The following is a 25,225-nucleotide window of genomic DNA, read 5'->3' as shown; positions in this document are numbered from 1 at the left end:
GCCAGGCGCGCGCGCCGGCGGCGAGCGCCTCGCGCGGCCGCAGCAGCGCGAGCTGCGCGGCGATCTGCGCGCTCGCCGTCATCGCGAGCTCGTTCGCCATGCCGAAGCGTTCGAACCGCTGCGCGGCGCGATCGAGCGCACCGACGGCCGAGGAATAGCGCTCGCCCGACATGTCGAGCATGCCTTCGTTCGCATCGACGCGCGCCGTCGACATCTCGTCGCCCGCGAGCTCGAACGCGATGCGTGCCTGCGAGAAATCCTTGCGCGCGCTCTCCGCGTCGCCGCGGATCTGCGCCGCGCTGCCGCGTCCCATATGGGCTTGTCCGAGATCCTCCGGCGCATCGTGCCCGCGCAGCAAGGTCGCGGCCTCGTCGTACGCTGCGACCGCGGCGGCGACATCGCCGTGCCGCAGCGCGACGTGACCCAGCCCGTTGCGGATCCGCGCGCGCAGCACCGCGTCGGTCTCCGCCGTCGTGCGCGCGGACAGCTCGCGCAGCCGCCGCTCGGCTTCGTCGAAACGACCTTCGCGGAAATCGAGCTTCGCCAGGCGCAGCACGTATTCGGGCGACTGCGCGACAGTATCCGGCGCGGACAGCAGCAGGCGCCGCGCACCGTCGACGTCGCCCGCGAGCAGCGCCGCCTCGGCGCGCTGCAGCCGTCCCGCGTCGTCGAGTTCCAGGCTTTCCGGCGCGGCCGGCGGCGCCTTGCCGAGCTGCGCGAGCACGGCGTCGGAGGCGATGCGTCCGGCGAGCAGCACGTCGCCGCTCTCGATATTGATGGCGAGCGGCGATCCGGCGCCCTGCACCTCCACGCGCACGTGCCAGCCGGCCGGTCCCCAGACTGCGCTCGGCGCGACGGTCAGCGCGGCGCCGGTCGCCGTACCTACGTCGAAACGGCCCGCGTCCGTCAGCGCGACGACGGTGTCGCTCGGCACCACGGCCAGGCCGCCCTCGCGCAGACGCGCGGCGATCGCGTCCATGAGGCCGAGCCGCACCCAGGCCCACTCGGATCCGGCCATCACGTCGACCGGCAGCACGACCGCCGCCCGTGTCGGCCGCGGCGTCTGGCGACGGTCGGCGAGCAGCCACGCGATCACGCCGGTCGCGACGACGATGGCCACGATGGCCGCGACGATGGCGGCACGCCGCGTCGCACGAGGCACGGGCGGCGGCGTGTCATCGATGGCGTCGGTCGTCACGTCGGCGGCCCAGGCATAGCCGAAGCGCGGAATCGTGCGGATCACCCCCTGATCGCGCGCACTGTCGCCGACCGCGCGGCGCGCCTTGAGGATGGTCTGGCCGAGCAAGGTGTCGGTGATCTCGGTCTTGCCCCAGACCGCGGCGACGAGTTCGTCGCGGCCCACGGCACGATCGCGCCGCTCGACGAGATAGGCGAGACAGTCGAATACCTTCGGCGACAGTTCGACGAGTTCGCCGTCGCGGCGCAGCTCGCGCGACGACGGATCGATCTGGCAGTCGCCGAAGCGGTAGATCGTGCGCCGCATCAGTCGGCCGAACCGGCGTCGCATGGCGCCGCGTGCTGGCGCGTGGTCGCGGAGTCGCAACACGCACGCCTGCGGCAGCATGAAATCCCGGCGGACCCGTAGCCGGGCTTCCAGGTCTGCCTGGTCCTTTCGATTTTCGGGATGGTCGTCACGACGGCCGCTTCAGAGTACGCCCCACTACGCCGATCGCGTCTCGCGGCGACGACGACGACGGCGCTCGATCACGAGCTGGACGCGTACTTATATCAGTTTGCGTGCAGTAAATCTTCGCGATCCGGCGCACGCCGCGCCGGCGCCAGCGACGGCATTCCCGCCGATGTTCCGGTGGTGTCGGGCCGGCCGCGTCCACGACGGATCCTCTGCGCCGGCTTGCCTCGTCCACGGCCGCGCGCGCCGCCGGAACCCGCGCGAAACGAACCGCGAATCAAACGCGAAAGTGGCGCGAATGGCGTCGGGCCGGCCTTTTCGTGCCCAGTGAGAGCGGCTGCCGAGCGCGCGTCGGCGCAGGCCCGGCAGTGCGGAAAGATCCATCTTCGTACTTTTCCGACGGCAATGAGGAAGCGGCGACATCCGTCGAACGGACGAGAGCGGAGACAGGTATCCGCGCCTGTCGTTCTCGTCCGCTCAGGCGATCACCCGGGAAACCACTCAAGGAGCAGTCATGGATTTGCACGATTGTGCGCGAACGGCACAAAGGGAACATAGATCCCGCGGGAGCAGCGGCGGCGTGAGGACGGCGATTCGCCGCTGCGCCATCCTCGTGCTCGTCTATGGCATCGCGCTGCTCGCTGCGCCGGCGCACGCGGCCATCACAGTCAACAAGACGTTCACGCCGGCGACGATGACCGTCAACGGCACGTCGACGGTCACGGTCACGCTCGGCAACACGGGCGCCGCCGCGGCCACGGGTGTCGCGTTCACCGACAACCTGCCCGCCGGCCTCGTCGTCGCGAACCCGGCCAACGCGGCGACGACCTGCGGCGGAACCGTTGCCGCCGCGGCCGGAGCGAGTTCATTCTCGCTGAGCGGCGCCTCGATCGCCTCCAACGGCGGCACGTGCAATGTGACGGTCCCGGTCACCGCCGGCGCGCTCGGCAGCTACACGAACATCGTTCCTGCCGGCGGCGTGACCTCGTCGCAGGGCTCGAACGGGTCGGCCGCCAGCGCCTCGCTGGCCGTGGTCGCGAGCACGCGGGTCACGGGCACGATCGCCTATGCGCCCGCCGGCACCGTGCTGCGCGGCTACGGCTCGCCCGTCACGGCGACGATCACGTTGAACAATGCCAACACGATGGCGCTGACGAACGTGTCGACCACGTTCAATCTGCAGGCGGCCCTGCAGGCTTTCGCTTCCCCGGCGAACCTGAGTTCGACCTGCGGTCCGGTCACGCTGAACACGGCGGCGGGCACCGGTACGCTTTCCGGCGGCACGATCCCGGCCAACGGCAGCTGCACGATCACGTTCGACATCGTCGAGGCCGCGCCGAACACCGCGACGAACACGACGTCGTCGATCTCCATCGCCGCGTCGAACCTGACCTCCGCGCAAGGCATCACGAACAACGCGATATCCGGGGCGATAAGCACCATCGCCGGCGGACGGGTGGCGAAATCGTTCTCGCCGGTGTCGATCGCCAGCGGCGAGACGTCGACCCTGACACTCCGGCTCGACAACCTCAACGCGGCCGCGATCGCGCCGGTCGATCTCGTCGACGCGCTGCCGGCCGGCATGACGATAGCGCCCGCCCCGGCCGCGACCAACGGCTGCGGCGGCACGCTGACGGCGACCGCGGGATCGACCAGCATCCAGCTCAGCGGAGGTTCGCTCGCGGCCTCGCCGGCGACCGGATCGACCTACGTCTCGTGCACGATCACGGTCAAGATCGTCGGGACCACGGGCACTTCGCTGAGCAATCTGCTCAACACCGTACCGGCCGGCACCTGGAGCGGCGTCGGCTACACCGGATCCAGCGCGAACCTGGCGGTGACCCCGACGTCGGTCGGCTCCGTCGTGAAGTCGTTCTCGCCGACCTCGATCGCCGTCGGCGGCACCTCGACCCTCACACTGGAACTTCGCAACTACACGACCTCGACGAACTCGCCGATCGGTCTGACCGACACGTTTCCGTCAGGCCTGACCGTCGCTGCCCTGCCGAACGTCACGAACACCTGCGGCGGATCGGTCACGGCCGCCGCCGGCGCGGGCAGTGTCCAGCTCAGCGGAGGATCGCTCGCGGCCGCGCCGGGCGGTCCGAACGGCCATTCGTCGTGCAAGGTCACCGTCGCCGTCACGGCCGCCGCCGTCGGCTCCTACGCCAACACGATTCCGGCCGGCAACTGGAACGGCGTTCCGTATGCGGCGGCGGCAGCGACGTTGACGGTCAGCAATCCGTTCGCGGCGAACAAATCCATCAACGGCTCGTTCGGCAACATCACGATGGGCGGCTCGAACTACGTCGGAACGATCACGCTGGTCAACAACACGACCGCGCCAATGAGCCTGATCTCCGTCACCGACGACCTGGCCACGATGGGCACGGGGTTCACCGTAGCGGCAACTCCCGCGCCGGCGACGACCTGTGCGGGCGGCACACTGAATGCTCCCGCAGGCGGAACGTCCGTCGTACTGACCGGCGGAACGATCCCGGCGTCGGGATCCTGCACGATCAAGACCGGTCTGCACATTCCGATCATTCCAGGGCCGCGTTCGATCCACACCAACACCATCCCCGCCGGCAACATCGTGACCAGCGCGGGCAGCAACGCCACACCCGTCACCGCCGCGGTATGGGTCGTGACGCCGCTGCGACTCAGCAAGTCGTTCTCTCCGGGCACGCTGAATGCAGGCGGCACGGCGACGTTGACCATCGTCGTCAACAACGGCATCGACTACTACGGAAACATCGCTACCGGCGTCGATGCGCTGACCAACATCAGCGGCGCCGACATTCTGCCCGCCGGCATGGTCGTCGCCACGCCGTCGCAGGCCACCACGACCTGCACGGGCGCGACGATCACGGCGCCGGCCGGCGGATCGACGATCGGCTTTTCCGGCATGAGCTTGAACGGCGGCGCGAGTTGCTCGATCTCGATCGGCGTGGCCGTGCCGGCGGGGACGCCGCCGGGCACGCTGGCCAATGTCATTCCGACGAACTCGGTGACGACGGACCAGGGGATTACCAACAGCGATACCTGGGCCGGCGACGGGACGTTCCGCGACGGCCGCGCCGGCGCGAACCTGACTGTCATCAGCACCGACGTGACGATCGGCAAGTCGTTCTCGCCGGCGACGGTCTCCCCGAGCACGCCGAGCCAGATGCAGATCCAGCTCGTCAATTCGAATCCGAACAACACGGCGCTCTCGGGAGCCGCGTTCAGCGATCCGCTGCCGGCCGGCATGGCCGTTGCAACCCCGCCGGGCGCTTCGCTCACCGGATGTACCGGAACGATCACGGCGACGGCCGGCTCGTCCACGGTGGCGCTGTCCGGAGCGAGCATCGCCGCCGGCGCCACCTGCACGCTCCGCGTCAACGTCGTCGGCACCGCCGCCGGCAATCTGATCAACACGATTCCGGCCAATGCGCTGACGACGACGCAGGGCGTCACGAACACCGGAGCGTCGACGGCCACACTCGCGGTGACGGGTACGGCCGACCTGTCGGTCACGAAGACCGACAACCAGGCTTCGGTCGCAACCGGCACGACGACGACCTACACGGTCGTCGTCGGCAACGCGGGGCCGAACAACGTCATCGGCGCGACCGTGGCCGATACGCCGCCGGCCGGCATGACGATCACCGGCTGGACCTGCAGCGCGAGCGCCGGCGCGAGCTGCGGCGCGGCCTCCGGCAGCGGCCCGATCGACGACACGATCAACATCAACACCGGCGCGACGGTCACGTATACGGTGCAGGCGTCGGTCGCGCCGGGCTTCGCCGGCGCATCGATCACCAACAGCGCCGCGGTCACGCCGCCGTCGCTCGTGTCCGACCCGAATCCGGGCAACAACACGGCGAGCGACACCGACACCGTCGTTCCCGGCGTGGTGCTCGCGCTGACCAAGAGCGACGGCAGCGGCACGTATACGCCGGGCGGCACCGCGACCTATACCGTGACGGTCGCGAACACCGGTCCCGCCGGCGCATCCCAGGTCGACGTCAGCGACGCACTGCCCGCGGGCGTCACATTGACGGGCAACGTGACCTGCACGCCGGGCGGTGCGGCGACCTGCGGCACGGTGATCGGCAGCGCCGGCCAGACGAGCTTCTCGGCGACCGGCGCGACGATTCCGGCCGGCGCGGCCAACGCGCTGACCTTCAGCATGCCGGTCGCGTTCGCGCCGGACCTGACGACCGATCCGCTCGTGAACGCGGTCACGGCGAACGACGCGGTGAGCGGCGCGGCGGGCTCGGCGAGCGACAGCGATGCACGCAGCGCAAGCGCGGACGTGTCGGTCGTCAAGAGCGGTCCGGCCAGCGTCGTGCCGGGTGGTCCGATCCGCTACACCGTGACGATCGCCAACGCCGGCCCGTCGGCCGCGAACGGCACGACGTTCAGCGACACGGTGCCGGCAGCGATCGCCGGTGTCGCGGCGAGCTGCGGCAGCGCGAGCGGCGGTGCCGCGTGTCCGGCGTCGGTGACGGTCGCCGGCAACACGGTCAGCGGCGCGGTCCCGACCCTGCCGCCGGGCGGCTCGGTCGTGATCACGATCGACGGCCAGACCTCGGCGTCGGCCGGCACGCCGATCGCCAACACGGCGACGGCCGCACCGCCGTCGGGCACGACCGATCCCGCGGGCGGCAACGACACGAGCACCTGGACGACGAACATCAAGCCTGTCGTCGGCATCGACAAGACCGTCGATGCGACCTCGGTCGTTCCGGGCGCCACGGTGCACTACACGATCACCGTGACGAATCCCGGCCCGGTCGCGGCGGACGGCACGGCCGTGACCGACCCGATCCCGAACGGCATCGCGAGCCAGACCTGGACCTGTGCCGGAAGCGGTGGCGCCGTGTGTCCGAACGCCGCCGGCAGCGGCGCGATCGCCGAGACGATCGCGACGTTCCCGGCCGCAAGCGCAGTCGTCTACACGGTCACCGCGACGGTGAGTCCGACGCCGCCGGCGAACATCAACAACACGGCGACGGCGACGCCGCCGAACGGCGTCTGCGCGCCGGCGAACACACCGCCGCCGTGCGCGGACACGGCGAGCCTGCCGCCGGTGCCGCAGATCGGCGTCAGCAAGACCGCGGATGCGACGGCGGTGACGCCGGGCGGTACGATCCACTACGCCATCGTGGTGTCGAACACAGGCGTACTCGCCGCCGACGGCACGCCGGTCAGCGATCCGATGCCGGCCGGCATCGCGAGCCAGACCTGGATCTGCAGCGGCAGCGGCGGCGCGACCTGTGCGGCGAGCGGCGCGGGCGCGATCAGCGACGTGATCGCGACGTTCCCGGCCGGAAGCTTCGTGACCTACACCGTGACGGCGATCGTCGACGCAGCGCCGCCGGCCGTCGTCAGCAACACGGTCACGGCGACGCCGCCGAATCCGGGCGCCGTCTGCACGCCGGACAATACGCCCGGACCGTGCACCGCGACGGCGAACGTCACGTCGAATGCGCAGATCCGCATCGCCAAGACCGCGAGCACGAACAGCCTCGTGCCCGGCGGCAGCGTGACCTACACCATCACCGTCACCAACACCGGCGCGGTCGCCGCCGACGGCACCACCGTCGACGATCCGGTTCCGACCGGCATCGCGTCGCAGACCTGGACCTGCGCGGCGAATGCGGGCGCAGCCTGCACCGCCGCCGGCACCGGCGCGATCGTCGACACGCTCACGGCATTCCCGCCGGGCAGCTTCGTGACCTACACGGTCACGGCCGTCGTCGCCGCCAATCCGCCGGGCACGGTCACGAACGTCGCGACCGCGACGCCGCCGCCGGGCGGCATCTGCACGCCGGGCAATACGCCGCCGCCCTGCGACAGCGCGGTCACCGGCGGCGCGCTGCCGCAGATCCGCATCGCCAAGACCGCCGACACGAGCGGCCCGCTGACCCCCGGCGGCACGATCACCTACACCGTGACCGTGACGAACGCGGGCAGCGCGGACGCACCCGGCACCGTGGTCAGCGATCCGCTGCCGGCCGGCATCGGCGCGGCCGCGTGGACCTGCGCCGCAAGCGGCGGCGCCGTTTGTCCGAACGCGTCCGGAACCGGCGGCGTCAGCGAGACGCTCGCGACGTTCCCGTCCGGCGGCACCGTGGTCTACACGATCGCGGCCACCGTCGCCGCGACGCCGCCGGCGCGCATCGACAACACAGCCAGCGCGACGCCCGCGAGCGGCGTCTGCCTGCCCGGCAATACGGCCCCGCCGTGCACGAGCACGGTCGGCAACGGTTCGGCGCCGCAGATCGCCGTGTCGAAGACCGCCGACGACGCGTCGTACGTGGCGGGAGGCGTCCTGCACTGGACCGTCACGGTGACGAACACCGGCAGCGCCGCGGCCGACGGCACGACGGTCGGCGATCCGCTGCCGGCCGGCATCGTCTCCTCGGCGTGGACGTGCCTGCCGGGCGGCGGCGCGGTCTGCGCGAACGCGAACGGCACGGGCGCGATCGCCGAGTCGATCCCGACGTTCCCGCCCGGCGCGACGGTCACCTACGCGATTGCCGGCACCGTCGCGACGCCGGCGCCGGCGAGCATCGCGAACACCGTCGCGGCGACGCCGCCGGCCGGCGGCACCTGTGCGCCGGGCAATACCGCGCCGCCGTGTACCGCGACGGCGACGACCAGTTCCGCGCCGGACGTCGCGATCGCGAAGTCGGTCGCCGACGCGAACGGCAACGGCGTGGCCGAACCGGGCGAGCCGCTGACGTATACGATCCTGGTCTCGAATGCCGGCGGCAGCGCCGCGACGAACGTCGGCGTCACCGATCCGCTCGATCCGAACCTCGTGTTCGTCTCGGCGAGCAACGGCGGCACGCTCTCGGGCACCACGGTGAGCTGGAGCGGCCTCACGGTGCCGGCCGGCGGCAACGTCGCTCTGACCCTCGTCGCGACGGTCGCCTCGCCGCTCGCGGGCACCGTGCGCGAAATCGCGAACGTCGCCTATCGGACCGGAACCGCGGCGGCGCCGTGCCCGCCGGCCGGCCCGCAGTGCGCCGTGCTGCCGACGCCGGGCGCGGTGACGCTCGCCAAGTCCGTCGCCGACGCGAACGCGGACGGCATCGCCGACCCCGGCGAGACGTTGACCTACACGATCCTGCTGAGCGGCGCCGGCGGCGGCGTCAGCGGCTACGGCGTGACCGATCCGCTCGATCCGAACCTCGTCTTCGTGTCGGCCGACAACGGCGGCGTGCTGGCCGGCGGCGCCGTGACCTGGACGAATCTGACCGTTCCCGCGGGCGGCAGCCTTGCCTTGACCGTCGTCGCGACGGTCGCCGATCCGCTGCCGGGCGGCGTCACGTCGATCACGAACCTCGCCTACGAGACCGGCACGCCGGTGCCGGCATGTCCGCCGGCGGGTCCGCACTGCGTGGTGCTGCCGACGCCGGGCGCGGTGACGATCGCCAAGTCGGTCGCCGACGCCTCGGGCAACGGCATCGCACAGGCCGGCGAGTCGCTCACCTACACCATCGTCGTCGCGAACGCCGGCAGCACCGACGTCACGAACTACGGCCTCACCGATCGTCCTGACCCGAACGTGTCGTTCGTGTCGGCGAGCAACGGCGGCCTGTTCGCCGGCGGCGCGGTCACCTGGTCCGGACTGACGATCCCGGCGAACGGCAGCCTCACGCTCACGGTCGTGACCACGGTCGCCGATCCGCTGCCGGGCGGCATCGCGGCAATCACGAACGTCGCCTACCCGACGGGCACGACGCCGCCCGATTGCACGGCCGCGCCGACCCCGCCGAACTGCGCCGTGATCGCGGCGCAGTTCGGCACGCCTCAGCTGCTGATCCGCAAGACCGTGAACCTGCCCGCGTCGACGCCGGGCGGCACGCTGGTCTACACAGTCTCGGTCAGCAACGTCGGCACCGCGGCCGTGACGAACGCGGTGATCGGCGATCCGCTGGCGCCCGGCATCGCGAGCTATGCCTGGACCTGCGCCGCGTCCGGTGGAGCGGCCTGTCCGCAGGCGAGCGGCGCCGGCGCGATCGCGGAAACGATCGCGAATCTCCCGCCGGGCGGCGCGGTCGTTTACACGGTAACGGCGCAGCTGGCCGCGAATCCGCCGCCGGCGATCACCAACGTCGCCGACGTCACGTCCTCGGGCCCGAGTTCCTGCGCGCCGTCCGGCACGCCGCCGCCCTGCACGTCGCAGGCCGTCGTCACGGTAGTCGCCGGCGGAAGTGCCGTCGTGCCCGTGCCGGTCGGCAGCCACTGGATGCTCTGGCTGATGGCCGTGTTGCTGGCCGGCATCGGCATCGCGATGCGCCCGCGTCGACGGACCTGAGGGTTCCGACGGCCCGCGCGAACGCGCGGGCCGTCGGTTCGTCAGGCAATGACGGCGGCCCTGCCCGCCCGCATGCCGGGACCACGGCGACGGATCGGCGATCGTTCGCGGCGGTCGCCGCGTTCGCACGCACCATGCGGATGGTCCGTCGCGCAACCCGCATGATCGGTTTCGCCGCCTCCCGCCGCTTGGATTGCGGACTGAGGAAGAGACGCCACGATGGCGGCTCCGTCCGGAGTTCCTGCGATGCGCATTGGGCCGTCGGTTTCGCTCGTGCCAGATTCCGATCTGACCCGCCTGCTCCAGGCCTGGCGCGACGGCGACGGCCGCGCGCTGACCGCCGCGATCGAGCAGGTCTATGCGGAACTGCGTCGCATCGCCGCGCAGCGCATCGGTCGTCACGGCGAGTCGGCCACGTTGTCGCCGACCGAACTCGTGCACGAGGCCGTGCTCGGCCTGCTGCCGGCGCCGATGGACTTCGCCAACCGCACGCATTTCCTGGCCACCTTGTCGCTGGCCATGCGCGCGATCCTCGTCGACCACGCGCGGGCGCGCGCCGCGGACAAGCGCGGCGGCAACCGCCTCCGCCTGAGCCTGTCGCGGCTCGATGCCGACGACGCAGCCGAGGCGGCGCTCGATCTGCTCGGTCTCGAACAGGCGCTGACGCAGCTCGAACGCTTCGATCCGCGCTGCGGCCAGGTCATGCACCTGACCTATTTCGGCGGGCTCGCGCAGGATGAAATCGCCGGCCTGCTCAACGTGTCGGTGCCGACCGTCAAGCGCGAGTTGCGCTTTGCGCGCTCGTGGCTGCTGAAAGCGATCGGCGAGGAAGCCTGAGCCATGGACACCGAACGCTACGCGCGGCTGCGCGCGCTGTTCGATGCGGTCGTCGAATTCGGCGCGGACGAACGCGCCGCCGCGCTGCAGCGGCTCGGCGCCGACGCCGGACTCGCCGCGGAGGTGCTGGAACTCTGCGCCGCCGGCGACAACGACCGCACGCAGGCGCTGAGCTTCGCCCGCGACCTGCTGCTGCCCGACGCCGTCGCGCCGCAGCCCGAACCCGGCGAGGTGTTCGGCGCCTGGCGCATCGGCGCGGAGATCGGCCGCGGCGGCATGGGCCGCGTCTACCGCGTCGAACGCAGCGACGGCAGCTACCAGCAGACCGCGGCGCTGAAATTCATCAAGGGTCTCGCGCGCGACGAAGCCGTCGCCCGTTTCGCGCGCGAGCGCCAGCTGCTCGCCGATCTGAGCCATCCGAACATCGCTCGTCTGCTCGACGGCGGCACGACCGCGCAGGGCCGGCCGTTCCTCGTCATGGAGTACGTCGACGGCGCCCGCATCGACGAGCATTGCCGCGAGAAAAGGCTCGGCCGCGACGCGATCCTCGACCTGTTCGTGCGCGCCTGCGCCGCCGTCAGCCATGCGCATCGGCAGCTGGTCGTGCACTGCGACCTGAAGCCGTCCAACATCCTCGTCACGGCACGGGGCCAGCCCGTTCTGCTCGACTTCGGCATCGCGCAGCTGGCCGACCGCATCGTCGACGACGAGACCGCACACAGCCAGGCTTCGCCGGGCTACACGCCGGGCTATGCCAGTCCGGAACAGCGGCGCGGCGAGCGCGTCGGCGTCGCGAGCGACGTCTACAGCCTCGGCGTCGTGCTCGGCGACCTGTTCGAGGCGGCCGGCGTCGCGCCCGGCCGCGAGCTCGCCGCGATCGTCGCGATGGCGACGCGCGAGGATCCCGCCGCGCGCTACGTCTCGGTCGACGCGCTCTGCGACGACATCGCGCGCCTGCGCGCACACCGGCCCGTGCGCGCGCTGCCGGCGACGGCGGCCTACCGCGCGTCGCGCTTCATGCGGCGCAACGCGCTCGCGCTCGTCGTCGCCGCGGGTGTCGTCGCGCTGACGGCGGGGTTCACCTGGCGCGTGACGGCCGAACGCGACCGCGCGCGGCAAGCCGAGTCGGAAGCGCGCGCGTCCGAAAGCGTGGCGCGCAGGACCGCCGCGTTCCTGACCTCGGTGTTCGAAGGCGCCAACCCGGATACGGGCAGCGGAACCATCTCCATCCCCGCTCTGCTCGACCAGGCGCTGCGGCGCGTCGAGCGGGACCTGCAGGACAACCCCGCGGCGCAGGCGCAGATGTCGGCGACCCTGGCCAAGGTGCTGCTCGTGATCGGCCAGCGCGACCACGGCTTCGCCCTGTACGACAAGGGCATCGCGCTCGAGCGCGCGCAGCGCCGTCCGCTCGTGCTCGCGGAAATGCTGATCGACCGCAGCGGCGCGCGCATGAAGTACGACGCGAGCGACACCGCCACCGGCGACGTACGCGAGGCGCTCGGCCTCATCGAAAGCAACGCCGCTCCCGATTCGCCGCTGCGGCTCGAACTCGTCAACACCGCCGCGAGCATCCTCGCCGACGCGGAACCCGACGAGGCGGCGCCGGTGTTCGAGCAGGTGCTCGCGCTGACGCGCCGGCTCGAACCCGACAGCCGGCAGCTGATCGAGACGCTCGGCGCCTACAGCTGGAACGAACGCCGCCGCGGCAACTACGACCGGTCGATCGCGCTGCGGCAGGAAGCCCACGACCTGCAGGTACGTCTGCTCGGCGAAGCGGACGAGGAAACGATTTCCGGCCTGGAAGCGCTGGCCAATACCGTGACGCTCGCGCGGCGCTTCGACGCCGCCGAAGCGCTGTTCCGCCGCGCGCAGGAGCTGCGCCGCAGCGCCGGGCTCCTCGACAGCAAGTCCGGCGCCTGGTCGCTGGCCCAGCACGCGACCATGCTCGAAAAATCCGGACGCGCGCTCGACGCGCTGCCGCTCTACGACGAGATCTTCGCGATCGCTGCGCGCCGCTACCCGGCGACCGATCCGTCGCTGATCGTCTGGAACAACAACCTCGCGCTCGCCGCGGCTGCGGCCGGCGATCTCGCCCGGACCGAGACCCTGACGCGCCGCAACGTCGCGCAGGCCACGCAGGCATGGGGCGCGGACGCCGACAACACCCTGCTCATGCTGTTCAACCAGGGCACCCTGCAGACCTGGAAGGGCTGCGATGCGGAAGCCGGAGCCGCGCTGGCGCAGGCGCTCGCCGGCTACGCCGCGAAGAAGCCGGCCGACGACATCGATCTGAACGACACGAAGGTGATGCGCGCGCGCTGGGCCGTGGCCTGCCGGCAGTTCGAGGAGGCGCAAAGCCTGCTGACCGAAGCGGCGCGACATCGCGAGATCTACAAGCCTCTGTCGGCGTTTCGTCTCGCGGAAGCCGAAGCGCTGCTGCGCCTCGAGCGCGACGGCGACGCGGGACCGATGCAGGCCGTGGAATCCCTGGCCGCGAGCACCTACGCAACCGCCGACCCGCGCGTCGCGCTCGCGCGCCTGCCGCGTGCGGAATGGCTGCTGGCGCACGGCCGCCGGTCCGAGGCGGCGGAACTCGCGGCGAGTGTCCTGCCGGCCATCGAAGGCCGGCTGGTCCCGACGTCGGCGCTGCTCGCGCGCGTGCGCGGCATGCTGCAGCCGGCTCCCTGAGCGCAGGGACCGTCTGTCCCGGCCGAAAAAATTCTTCGGTCCGCCTGATCCCTGCGGCCTCTGAAAAACGAAAGACGCGCTGACGCTGCCTTCCCGCGGCGACTTCGGAGTCTTTCATGTCCAGCCGCCCCATCGTCCCGTGGTGCCGACGCGCTGCCGTCGCCGCCGTCCTGACACTGCCGCTCGCCGCTCCGGCCGCGACCATCGCCTGCGCGGACTCGCCGCCGGTGGCCTTCGAGCTGTTCGTCGCGAGCGGCGTCGTGCGCGACGGCACCGAGAGCCGCATCGAAGTCCGCGCGCACGCGGACGGCTGCGTCGCGGTGCACCGGCCGTGGTTCCTGCGCGAGGCGGGCGACTACGAACTGCGCCTGGCCGCGCCGGAATGGGCCGCGCTGCAGCGCGCAGTCGCGCCGGGCGAGCTCGTGAAGATCGACCAGAAGAACCTCGACGCGCAGACCGGCAGCGTCTGGAAAGAAACGCCCGCGGATACGATCGTGCATGCCGATCCCGACGCCGACGAATTCACCCTGCGCTGGCTCGACGGCGGCAAATCGCGGCAGCTCGTCGCGCGCAATCCGCAGCAGGCCGCCGCACGCCGGCCCACGTCGGCCGAGCTCAACCGCGTCGCCGAGGCCATAGTCGCGTTGCGCGCCCTGGCGACGCGCCCGGGCAGGCGCGTCGGCGCGGAGGGCGCGCCATGAAGCGCCGTCCCCTTGCCGCCCTGGTCGCTTTGATGCTCGCTCTGCAGCCGCAGTGGAGCGGCGCCGGCAGTTTCGTGACCGTGAACCAGGACGAGCCCGATCGCGTCGCGCACCAGAACTACTACGGCGCCGGCGGCGAACTGTCGTCGATCCGCGTCTGCATCGACAGCTCGATCAATCCTACGCTCGCGACCGCCGCGGAGCCCGCGGTGCGCAACGCGGTGGCGACCTACAACCGCTTCCGCTCGCTGGCCGACGACACCTTCGCCAGCGGCGCCGACACGAGCGTGCCGCCCGACCAGGTCGATTTCGAAACCGTGCTGCTGCACGAATTCCTGCATGCGCACGGCCTGGGCCATCCGAACCAGGCCAACGATCCCGCCGGCGCCGGCGCCGGCTACTACGACACGCGCAGCGGCGGCGGCGCGAACGGCGTCATCGATCATCTCGGCAACGCCGACGGCATCGCCGGCTCGGCCGACGACCAGCGCGGCGACGACGTGAACCTGCACTGGTATGCGCGCGGCTCGAACGATCCCGCGTTCGTGCCGGCGATCGTCGACACGACCACGATGGCGCACGCGCTCGACTACCTGCCGCCGGGCCAGCACTTCGCGGCCAACGCCAACGCCGACGTGATGGCCGCGCTCGGCCATCCCAACAGCAAGGCCGTGGCCGTGCAGGGCTACGTGCAGGGCCGCGTCGGACGCCATCTGCACAGCGACGACCTCGCGATGCTGCGGCTCGCGCGCACCGGCATCGACGGCGTCGCCGGCACGGCCGACGACTATCGCAGCAGCGCCGTGTTCGCCGGCTACTACGACGATCCGCAGGGCGGCGAATGCTCGATGGTCGTGCGCTTCGACGACGAGGGCGGCCAGGTCAGCTTCGCGAGCACGCTCGTCGGCCTCACGCCGCTGGCGCCGAACCACTGGCGGCTGATCTATCCGACGCGGATGCGCTTCAACCCAGGCGTGAACTGGTACTTCACGCCCGGCGCGAACACCGTCATGCAGATCGATCCGGCCACGCCCGGCACTACCGCCGGCGTCGCGCCGTATGCGGTGCAGGTGACCGTCGGCAAGGCCGGTTACAACCTCATGAACGGCACGCCGCGCGGCACCGTCGTCGTGCGCGACGGGCCGCGCGACGACGCGCAGACGGCCACGTGTTCGATCGACCTGACACCGGCCTCCGGCGGCACCGGCAGCTGCACCCTGACGCCGCTGACCGCCGGCCACAAGACCCTGACCGCCGACTACCTCGGCTGGGGCGGCTGGGACGGCAACACGGCGACGGCGACGCACGAATCGACCGGCTTCGTCGCGTTCTCGAACGTGACGCACGCGCCGTCGCCCTCGGCGATCGGCGTGGACGTCGCGTTCGACTGGACCCTCGCGCCGCCGCCGAACGGCACGCCCGTGCAGGCCAGCGGCAGCGTCGTCGTCAAGGAAGCCGCGGACTGCGCATCGGCGCCGGTCGACCCGGCCTACCAGTGCACCGCGACCCTGCCGGCGCACGGCTGCGCGATCGCCTTTTCCACCGCCGGCACGCACACCGTGCAGCTCTGCTACGGCGGTGACAGCGCCGTGCCGCCCGCGAGCGCGAGCGTGATGCACGTCGTGCTCGCCGGCCGCGCGACCGCGACGAGCATCGTCGGTCAGTCCGCGTCGCTGACGAAACCGTTCGAGCCGTATACGGTGCAGGTGCAGGTGCGCGAAGCGCCGGACCTCGGCGGCCATCCACAGGGTGCCGTGATCGTGCGCGACGGCGACGACGACGATCCGCTGACCTCGCGCTGCACGGCCACGCTGGCCGGCACGGCGAACGAGACCGCATCCTGCCAGCTCGCGTCGAACCGCGCCGGCGCCCATCTGCTGACCGCCGCGTTCGCCGATCAGGGCACATGGACCGGCAGCAGCTCCGCGTCGGTTCCGCATGCGGTGCGCAACTTCGCGATCGTCGCGAACAATCCGTCGTCGGTGCCGCTCGGGCAGGCCGCGAGCGTCGTGGTCGCGCTCGAGGTCGCGCCGTTCGCCGGCACACCCGCGCCGACCGGAACCGTCGTCGTCAGCGACGGCGCCGACAGCTGCCAGATCGTGCTGCCGGCCAGCCAGTGCGCGTGGCGCGGCAGCACGGCCGGCACGCGCCAGCTCACGGCGACCTGGGCCGGCGACGCGAACTATCCGGCCATGGCCACGGCCGCGGTGACGCAGACGGTCGTGCCGGCGCCGGCCTATCCGCGCTGGGTCTCGCAGGCGCGCGACGGCTATCCCGAAAGCAATGCCGCGTCGACCGGATCGAACCAGGGCCTGTCCGCGGACGGCCGCTTCCTCGTGTTCTCCTCGAGCGCGAGCGATCTGGTCGGCGACGACACCAACGGCGTCGAGGACGTGTTCGTGCGCGACCAGCTCAACGGCGCGCTGCGGCGCGTCAGCCTCACCGCCGCCGGCGTCCAGGGCAATGCCACGAGCCGCCTGCCGTCGATCAGCGCCGACGGCCGCTACGTGTCGTTCGAGTCGCAGGCGAGCAATTTCTTCGCGGGCGACGGCAACGACAAGGACGTCTTCGTCAAGGATCTCTATAGCGGCGCCCTCGTGCGCGCGACGACGCTCGCCAACGGCGCCGCGCCGTCCAGTCCCGAGCTCGCGTTCGCCACCACGGCGCTGCGCTCGTCGCTGAGCGCCGACGGCCGCTACGTCGCGTTCGCGACGTACCGCATCCTGGCGCCCGGCGATACCAACGGCCGCGTCGACGTCTACGTCAAGGATCTCGCGAGCGGCGCGCTGGACCTGGTCAGCAGCAACGGCGCCGACCAGCCCGGCGACAACCACAGCCAGTTCCCGGCGCTCAGCGCGGACGGCCGCTATGTCGCCTACCTCTCCACGGCGGGCAATCTCGTACCGGACTTCACGGCGGTCGCGACCAGCAACCGCGTCTTCGTCAAGGACCGCCGGACGCGTGCCTCCGCGCTCGCCAGCGCGACGGCGGACGGCGTCGCGGCCAACGGCAGCTGCGGAGACGTCCCGGCGATCAGCGCCGACGGCCGCTTCGTCGCATTTCAGTGCAGCGGCACCAACCTGCCGCTCCTGACCTGGAACGGCGAGCGCGTACTCGTCAAGGATATGATCAGCGGCGCGATCGAGCTGGCCGCCTCGAGCAACACGTACAGCAACAGCCGCACGCCGGCGATCAGCACCGACGGCCGCTACGTCGCGTTCCAGGCCGGCATCAATGCCTCGCCGGGCTACGTCGCCGTGATCGTCAAGGACCGCCAGAGCGGCCAGCTCGTGAACCAGCACCTGACGCCGGCCGGCGCTCCCGCCCGCGAAGACCAGGTGCCCTGGGAAGCGCGCATGTGGCCGTCGATCAACGCGGACGGGCGCTACGTCGCGTACCAGTCCGTGTCCCCGGCGATCGCGCCGCCCGACAACAACGCCGCCGCCGACGTGTTCGTGCGCGATCGCACGCTCGGCCTCACGCAGCGTGCGAGCGGCGCCTACTTCGGCCTGCGCAACGACGGCGACAGCGACAACGTGTCGATCTCGCGCGACGGCAGCATCGCGCTCTACGACTCCTTCAGCTCGCGCCTGATCGACGGCGACACCAACGGCCTGCGCGACGTGTTCCTCTACCGCACCGGCAGCGGCGCCGCGACGCGCCTGAGCACGGCGGCCGACGGCACGCAAGGCAACGGCGCGAGCTACTCGCCGATGCTGGCCGGGATCACCGGCGACGTGTATTTCCTGTCGGCGGCGAGCAATCTCGTGGCCGGCGACACGAACGGCAAGGTCGACGTGTTCCGCAAGCATCCCGCCGACGGCACCATCGAGCGCATGAACCTGTTCTACGGTTCGCAGGCCACCGCCGACGCGCAGCCGCCGCTCGCGGTCAGCGGCGACGGCCGCCTCATCGCGTTCGCCTCGGCCGACGGCGGTATCGCCGGCGACCACAACGGCTTCACCGACATCGTCGTCTACCGGCCCTACAACAACGGCTCGGCCAGTCCGCTGACGGTGGCGGCCAACGGCAACAGCCTGCAGCCGGCGATTTCCGACGACGGCCGCATCCTCGCGTTCGCCTCCGACGCGACCAATCTCGGCGTCAGCGGCGCCGCCGGCGTGCGCAGCGTCTATGCGCGCAACCTGCGCGAGTACTACAACGTGCCGCAGCCGCTGCAACTGGTCAGCGCCGATGCCGGCGGCGTGCCGGCCGACGGCAACAGCGAGCAGCCGGCCGTCAGCGCCGACGGCCGCTACGTCGCGTTCGTGTCCCGCGCGACCAATCTCGTGCCCGGCGACGACAACGGCGTCGCCGACATCTTCGTCAAGGACCTGCACAGCGGCGCGATCGAGCGCGTCAATACCAGCGCGTCCGGCGCGCAGGGCGCCGGCGGCGACTGCGCATCGCCGTCGTTCAGCTCCGGCGCGCGTTTCGTCGGCTTCGTCTGCGCGCAAGGCAACCTCGTCGCCGGCGGCGGCGCCACGGCCGCGTTCTACGTGAAGGACAGGACCACGGGAACGATCACGCGCCTGTCGCAGACCGACGCCGGCATCGCCGCCGACGCCGCGAGCAGCACGGGTCCGCATGCGCTGGCCGACGACGGCACGGCCGTGTTCGTTTCCGACGCGGGCAACCTCGCGGCGCCGGATTCCCCGCTCGTCTCCAACGTATTCCTGAACCCGTATCCGGCCGCGTTCAGCGGGAGCACGGTCCGCATCGTGTCGACGTCGCCCGAGCTTCCCGAAGCCGGCCGCGGCTACACGGTCACCGTGACCGTGGCCGGTTCGGGCCCGAACCCGCCGACCGGCCGCGTGCGCATCTTCGACGGCACCGACGCCTACCCGACCTGCGAAGCGATCTTGACGCCGGGCAATCCGTCGACCGGCAGCTGCAGCCTCGACACCGGGATCAGCGGCTACGCGACGCTCACGGCCTACTACGGCGGCGACGACTCGAACGGCGCGGCGAACTCGCCGCCGTACGTGCTACCCGTGCAGGATCCGGTCGCGCCGGGCAAGCCGATCATCGCTTCCGTCGTGCCCGGCAACGGCCAAGTCACGGTGCAGATCGGCTACAACAACGTCGGTTCGCCGTTCACGGGCTACACCACGACCTGCGGCGCGCAGAGCCAGAACAGCACGGGCATGCCGGCCACGGTGACCGGACTGACCAACGGCGTGACGGTGAACTGCACCGTGGTCGCACACAACAGCATCGGCAGCAGCCCGCCTTCGGATCCGGTCGCGGCGACGCCGAAGGCCGCCACGGGCACGAGCATCACGGCGCATGCGCCGGATCCCTCGCGCGTGAACACGCCGTACACGGTCACCGTCGCGGTGCTCGGCGAAGGCACGCCGCCGCCGGGCGGCCAGGTCGCCGTCTCCGATGGCGCGGCATCGTGCAACGCCGTGCTGACGCCGGGCACGCCGTCGACCGGCAGCTGCGCGCTGACGTCGACGACACGCGGCAGCAAGACGCTGAGCGCGAGCTATGCCGGCGATGCGGCGAACACCGGCTCCGGCGGCACGGCCGCGCATGCGGTCGCCGACGTACCCGCTGCGCCCGTCCTGACGCAGGCGACGCCGGGCAACGGTCGCGCGACGGTGACGTTCACCGCACCGGCCGACAACGGCGGCAGCGCGGTGCTCGACTACACGGCGACCTGCGGCGCGCAGTCGGCCATCGACACGCAGTCGCCGTTGGCCGTGACGGGCCTGACCAACGGCACCCCGGTGAACTGCACGGTGACCGCGCGCAACGCGCTCGGCGCGAGCCTGTCGTCGAACGCGATCGCGGTGACGCCGGCCACGGTGCCGGACAAGCCGACGATCACCGGCGTGCAGCCCGGCGACGGCACGGCCACCGTGTCGTTCACGGCGTCGGCGAGCGACGGCGGCAGCGCGATCGACTACTACCGCGCGGTCTGCGCCGGCCACGCGGTGAACGGGCCGGAGCCGCCGATCGTCGTGACGGGCCTGACCAACGGCACCGCGGCCCCGTGCTTCCTGAGCGCCCACAACGCGATGGGCTTCAGCGCCGCCGCCGGTCCGGTGACGGTCACACCGGCGAGCGCGCCCGGCGCGCCGGTGCTGACCGCGGCGCAGCCCGGCGACGGCCGCGTCACGCTCGTCTTCGATGCGCCGGCCAGCAACGGCGGCAGCGCGGTACTCGACTACACGGCGACCTGCGGCACGCAGTCGGCCACCGGAACGGCGTCGCCGCTGCCCGTGACCGGCCTGACCAACGACGTCGAAGTGAGCTGCCGGATCACGGCGCGCAACGCCGTGGCCACGAGCGTGGCGTCGAACGCCCTGAACGCGACGCCGGCGCCGGCGCGCGTGCATACCACCGTGGCGCTGACGACCGGCAGCGAGCCCAGCGCCTGGGGCCAGTCGCTGAGCTTCACGGCGACGCTCGAACCTGTCGCGCCCGCAAGCGCGGCGCCGACCGGCACGGTCACGTTCGACGACGGCGGCACGACGATGGCCGGCTGCGCCAACCTCGCGCTGACGGCGACGGCGCCGATCGAGGCCGTCTGCACGACGTCCGCACTCGGCGTCGGCGGTCACGCGATCACGGCGCGCTACAGCGGCGATGCGACCTACGCGGCGAACGCGCAGCCCGCGTCGAACACGCTGGGCCACACGGTGCAGCGCGCCGCGAGCACCGTGGACTTCGGCACCTTGGACTTCGTCTACGACGGCACGGCCAAGTCGATCACCGCGCAGATCCACGACGAGCCGGGCACGAGCTGCACCGTCGTGCCGGCCAGCGTCGGACCGAACGCCGGCAGCACGCCGGTGACGGCGACCTGCGACGGCACGAACCACACGGCCAGCGGCAATGCGACGGCCGTCATCGCGAAGGCAGCCACGACCCTGACCGTGTCGAGCAGCTGCATGCGCACGTTCGTCGAGGGGCAGCCGTATACGGTCGTCGCGACCCTGAGCGGCGGCGTGGGCCCGACCGGCAGCGTCGATTTCGACGACGGCCAGCAGACGCTCTGCGGCGGCGTCCCGCTCCAGAGCCGCACAGCGACCTGTCTCGCGACGATCTCGGCGAACCAGCAGCCGGCGGCGATGCTCGCGCTGGTCGCGCGCTATGCCGGCGACACCAACCACGTATCGAGCCAGGCCGCGCCGTTCTCCGTCACCGTGCTCGGACTCCTCGAGGCGATCTTCCGCAACGGCTTCGACCCTGCGGGCGATCCCGATGCCTGTCCGATCGAATGAGCCGTGCGCAGTCCCTCGAGGGTGACTGACGAGGAAGCCGGGCTTGCCCCTTCGTCATCGAAGGGGCAGGCCCATTCCCACGCCGACCCATCCGTCCCATTGGGCGTTCGAGGCCGCCGGAAACCTGCGGTTCCGGGCGACGGACTTTCACCTTCTTGAAGGAGAGGTTTTCGCTGCACTTCGTCGCGCTGTGACGGACGCATCGTGCCGCGCGCCCCGGCGTATGGTGCGTCGCACCAGCATTGCGGTTTCCGCCGACAGTCCGCCACGGCGAATCCTTCCGTCGGTCCCGTGGCCGACCGCAGTGGAAGTCCGACACAAACGCGTATCGCGTTTTCGGCCGAGCGTGGTCGTCCGGCCGGACGACGCCCGGCGACGCGGCGATGCACGCCGCTGCTACCGGCATCCGCCCGGGCGCGCAGCGCACGGATTCGTGCATGCCCGCACAGCACTGTCTTGTGAATCCTTGATTCGGAAGTGCTTTGCGCAATCGACAATCTTCGCGCCCGACGACGTTCGCGGATGCTCGTCGATACCGGCAGCGAACGGCAACGTCATCGCGCGCACACTCGCGCAGAAACGTTTATCCATCTGCAGCTGGCATCCGAATGGACAGGCACGCATGCTGCACCCGTCGACGGCGGCAGTGCCCATCGCGACCGGACATGGCGCTTCGGCAATCGCCGCAACGTCATCCGCAAAACCGGCAATTGCGCAGCAACGTTTATCGAAGTATAAAGTGCGCCATCGCTCGCCGGCGTCATTTCACACACCTGAATCCCTTACGCTGCCGCCACGGCCTTCCGTCAGTCGCGGTTCCGCGCCTGCCGTCACGGACGTGTCGTTGATCCGATAGCTGTCGTCGTTGCCGGCGAAACAAGTTCCATTGGGGATTGATCGCCACCGATACATTTCAACGTGTTCGGTTTCGGTACTGCCCTCTGTTCCAATCCTTACGCGGTCGCAGTCCCGGCCGGCGCGACGCCGGCCGGGGCGAGATCGCCCGGTACTGCCCGTACGAGGAGATGGCGCAATGGTCCAGCTCAGTTATCCCGGCGTATACATCAACGAAGTTTCCAGCGGCGTGCGCACGATCACCGGCGTCGCGACCTCGATCGCGGCATTCGTCGGCTTCACGCGCAAGGGAGCGCTCGACAAGGCCGTCTCCGTCACGAGCTTTGCCGATTACGAGCGCCTCTACGGAGGGCTCGACCGCGACAGCCCCGTTTCCTACGCGGTGCGCCAGTTCTTCATGAACGGCGGCACGCAGGCGTTCGTGGTGCGCGTCGTGAAAGATCCGCTCGCGGCCAGCCTCACCTTGAACGATGCCGCGATACCGGTGCTGACGGTGGAGGCGTCGAGCGCAGGCAGCTGGGGCGACGCGCTGCGCATCTCGATCCAGCACACCGGCGTGCGCAATCCCGACGGCGATTTCAATCTCGTCGTCAGCCAGCTGCAGCCCGACGGCGCGATCGCGACGCTCGAGACGCATCGCAACCTGACGATGAATCCGGAGTCGCCGCAGTTCGTCAAGGCCGTCGTCAATGCGGCCTCGACGCAGATCCGCGTGGATACCGTCGGCAGCCCGGCCTATCCGGCAGGTCTCGCGATCAGCGGCGCGCCGGCATTTCCGCTCGCCGCGGCCGCCGACGGCATCATCGCCGGCACGGTCGACGGCCAGTTTCCGTTCTCGCTGCTGCTGCCGACCGTCGGCTGGGCCGACATGGCCACGCTCGTCGCCGCCGTCGATGCGGCGATCACCGCAGCCGGCGTCGCCTCGCATCTGGCCGTGTTCGAATCCGACGCCGACGGCGTGGCCGGCGCGGGCGGCCATCTGACCCTGCAGTCCCAGCACACCGGCGCGCAGTCGAGCGTGTTCGTCGCGACCGGCGCGCTCGGCGGACTCGCCAGGACCCTGGCGCTCGGCGTCGCCAACGGCGGCCGCGAGATTCCGGGCGCCGCGGAGCACCGGCCCGCGGTGGTCGCGAACGCCGTGCCGTCATCGCTCGGCAGCGACGGTACACGCGGCGGCTTCGCGGAGCTCGCCGGCTCGCCCTCGGCGAAGACCGGCTTCTACGCGCTGCTCGACGTGGACCTGTTCAACATCCTGTGCATTCCCGAGACGTTCGACATGCCCGACAGCCCGCAGTCGAAGGGGCTGATCGCCGCGGCGGACGTGTTCTGCGCCGAGCGGCGCGCGTTCTACATCATCGATCCGCCGTCCTCGCTCACGGCGCTGCCCGACGTCGTGACCTGGGCGAACGTGTCGGTGTCCAAGAACGCGGCGACGTATTTCCCGGCGCCGCGCATCAGCGATCCGCTCGACGGCGGCCGCCTGCGTTCCGTCGCTCCGTCGGGCACGCTGGCCGGCGTCTACGCGCGCACCGACGCGACGCGCGGCGTCTGGAAGGCGCCGGCCGGCACCGACGCGACGCTCAACGGCGTGCTCGAGCTCGCGCGCCCGGTCAACGACATCGAGAACGGCCAGCTGAACCCGCACGGCATCAACGTGCTGCGCAGCTTCCCGGTGTACGGCCGCGTCGCCTGGGGTGCGCGCACGCGCAACGGCGACGACGCCCAGGGCAGCGAGTACAAATACATTCCGATACGCCGGCTCGCGCTGTTCCTCGAGGAAAGCCTCTACCGCGGCACGCAATGGGTCGTGTTCGAACCGAACGACGAACCGCTCTGGGCGCAGATCCGCCTGAATCTCGGCGCCTTCATGAACGGCCTGTTCCGCCAGGGCGCGTTCCAGGGCAAGACGCCGCAGGAAGCCTACTTCGTCAAATGCGACAAGGAGACCACGACGCAGGCCGACCGCAATCTCGGCATCGTCAACATCCTGGTCGGATTCGCGCCGCTGAAGCCGGCCGAATTCGTCGTTCTCACGATCCAGCAGATCGCCGGCGATCTTCGCTGAGGAGCACCGTCATGGCCCAGTTCTCGGTCAACGCGCATCGCTTCGATCCATACAAGAACTTCAAATTCCGCATCAAGTGGGACGGCCGCTACGTCGCCGGCATCAGCAAGGTCGGGGCGCTCAAGCGCAGCACCGAAGTCGTGGAGCACCGCGAAGGCGGCGATCCGTCGACGTCGCGCAAGTCGCCCGGCCGCACCAAGTACGAAGCCATCACGCTCGAGCGCGGCGTCACCCACGACCTCGAATTCGAGGCCTGGGCGAACAAGGTGTGGCACGTCGGCGCGGGTCTCGGCGCGGAGTCCAGCCTGAAGGACTTCCGCAAGGACGTGATCCTCGACGTCTACAACGAGGCGGGCCAGCTCGTGCTGTCGTACCGCATCTACCGCTGCTGGGTCTCGGAATTCCAGGCCCTGCCCGACCTCGACGCGAACGCGAACGCCATCGCGATCCAGACGATCAAGCTCGAGAACGAGGGCTGGGAACGCGATCCGGAAACGCCCGAGCCGACCGAGCCGGTGCTTGCCGCGTAACGACCGCTCTCCGGAGGTGGATCCATGGACGTCACCCCGCGTCCGCTGGGCCAGCCGGCGGACCTCGACGTCGACTTCGCCGGCGACGACCGGCCCGGCCTCGTCACCGCGCTGCTCGCGCTTTGCGCCACGCCGCGCGACGCCGCGTACTGGTGGGCGCAGCCGGTGTCGCACCGCACGCGCGCGCTGCTCGGCCTCGTCGCGCTGAACGACGCGCGCGATGCGCTCGCGCTCGGCGCACGCTGCGCGAAGGCGGGCTGTACCGAGCCGTTCGAGTTCGAGCTGCCGATCGCCGCGCTGCCGGACGCCGCCGCCGGGAGAGCGGGAGGGGAAAAGGGGGGAACCC

At 71.1% G+C, this 25,225-nt stretch carries 10 protein-coding genes; 9 read left to right on the top strand and 1 reads right to left on the bottom strand.

Going from position 1 to position 25,225, the window contains the following annotated elements; all coding sequences use genetic code 11:
- A partial coding sequence (locus tag NON22_RS05695; protein WP_257385963.1) for a winged helix-turn-helix domain-containing protein occupies positions 1-1,504 on the bottom strand: 1,504 nt, incomplete at its 3' end.
- 727 nt (positions 1,505-2,231) lie between these two features.
- Here NON22_RS05695 and NON22_RS05690 point away from each other — a divergent pair.
- The 9 genes from NON22_RS05690 to NON22_RS05650 form a co-directional block, all read left to right on the top strand.
- A complete protein-coding gene (locus NON22_RS05690) occupies positions 2,232-9,968 on the top strand; it encodes a DUF11 domain-containing protein (RefSeq protein WP_257385962.1) in 7,737 nt (2,578 codons plus the stop codon).
- 273 nt (positions 9,969-10,241) lie between these two features.
- On the top strand, positions 10,242-10,805 hold the full coding sequence (locus NON22_RS05685; protein ID WP_257385961.1) for an ECF-type sigma factor: 564 nt from the start codon (positions 10,242-10,244) through the stop codon (positions 10,803-10,805).
- Positions 10,806-10,808: 3 nt separating this feature from the next.
- A complete protein-coding gene (locus NON22_RS05680) occupies positions 10,809-13,493 on the top strand; it encodes a serine/threonine-protein kinase (RefSeq protein WP_257385960.1) in 2,685 nt (894 codons plus the stop codon).
- A 116-nt stretch (positions 13,494-13,609) separates the two neighbouring features.
- A complete protein-coding gene (locus NON22_RS05675) occupies positions 13,610-14,194 on the top strand; it encodes a hypothetical protein (RefSeq protein ID WP_257385959.1) in 585 nt (194 codons plus the stop codon).
- The gene (locus NON22_RS05670) at positions 14,191-21,429 is read left to right on the top strand and encodes an Ig-like domain repeat protein (RefSeq protein ID WP_257385958.1); all 7,239 of its coding nucleotides are present in this window, start codon (positions 14,191-14,193) and stop codon (positions 21,427-21,429) included. Before NON22_RS05675 ends, NON22_RS05670 begins: the two co-directional genes overlap by 4 nt.
- Before the next feature lie 522 nt (positions 21,430-21,951).
- Positions 21,952-22,167, top strand: coding sequence for a hypothetical protein (locus NON22_RS05665; RefSeq protein WP_257385957.1), 216 nt, complete (start codon positions 21,952-21,954; stop codon positions 22,165-22,167).
- Between the two features lie 295 nt (positions 22,168-22,462).
- Positions 22,463-24,349: a phage tail sheath C-terminal domain-containing protein gene (locus NON22_RS05660; RefSeq protein ID WP_257385956.1), complete on the top strand. Its 1,887-nt coding sequence runs from the start codon at positions 22,463-22,465 to the stop codon at positions 24,347-24,349.
- Positions 24,350-24,360: 11 nt separating this feature from the next.
- Positions 24,361-24,879, top strand: coding sequence for a phage tail protein (locus NON22_RS05655; RefSeq protein WP_257385955.1), 519 nt, complete (start codon positions 24,361-24,363; stop codon positions 24,877-24,879).
- 24 nt (positions 24,880-24,903) lie between these two features.
- A partial coding sequence (locus NON22_RS05650) for a hypothetical protein (protein ID WP_257385954.1) occupies positions 24,904-25,225 on the top strand: 322 nt, incomplete at its 3' end.

The sequence above is a fragment of the Tahibacter caeni genome, assembly GCF_024609805.1.
Lineage (GTDB): Bacteria > Pseudomonadota > Gammaproteobacteria > Xanthomonadales > Rhodanobacteraceae > Tahibacter > Tahibacter caeni.
This window is presented reverse-complemented; position numbering and strand designations above follow the sequence as displayed.

Coding starts and splice junctions, on each gene's coding strand:
- NON22_RS05680 (WP_257385960.1), top strand. CDS start 10,809: ATGGACACCGAACGCTACGCGCGGCTGCGCGCGCTGTTCGATGCGGTC.
- NON22_RS05675 (WP_257385959.1), top strand. CDS start 13,610: ATGTCCAGCCGCCCCATCGTCCCGTGGTGCCGACGCGCTGCCGTCGCC.
- NON22_RS05670 (WP_257385958.1), top strand. CDS start 14,191: ATGAAGCGCCGTCCCCTTGCCGCCCTGGTCGCTTTGATGCTCGCTCTG.
- NON22_RS05665 (WP_257385957.1), top strand. CDS start 21,952: ATGCTCGTCGATACCGGCAGCGAACGGCAACGTCATCGCGCGCACACT.
- NON22_RS05660 (WP_257385956.1), top strand. CDS start 22,463: ATGGTCCAGCTCAGTTATCCCGGCGTATACATCAACGAAGTTTCCAGC.
- NON22_RS05655 (WP_257385955.1), top strand. CDS start 24,361: ATGGCCCAGTTCTCGGTCAACGCGCATCGCTTCGATCCATACAAGAAC.